We start from the raw sequence: 317 nt of genomic DNA on the forward strand, positions 1-317 counted from the left end.
CATTCTATAGTTTCGTCTACAACCGTACAAGCTGTAAGATCAGGACCGATAGAATCTTCAAGAGTAAGTGTTGCAGTAAGTATGGTTTCATTACCACAATCATCTGCAACTGTATACGTAACTAGAATAGTACCACCAGCTCCACAAGTGGAAGCAAGGTTCGTAAATACATAATCAGAAGTTACATCGAATACCGCATCTGTATCACAAGAATCCGTACCACAAGATTGAAGCGCTAATATGTTAGTAGCATTCCAATCATTCGCAACCGTTTCGTTATCTGTTCCGTTACATTCTATAGTTTCGTCTATTACAGT

Annotated in this window: 1 protein-coding gene; it reads right to left on the reverse strand. The window is 38.8% G+C overall.

The window, feature by feature from the left end; genetic code table 11:
• On the reverse strand, nucleotides 1–317 hold a 317-nt coding region (locus ACVCZW_RS00570), incomplete at both ends, for a hypothetical protein (protein ID WP_452231372.1).

Source organism: Lacinutrix sp. MEBiC02595, assembly GCF_053601555.1.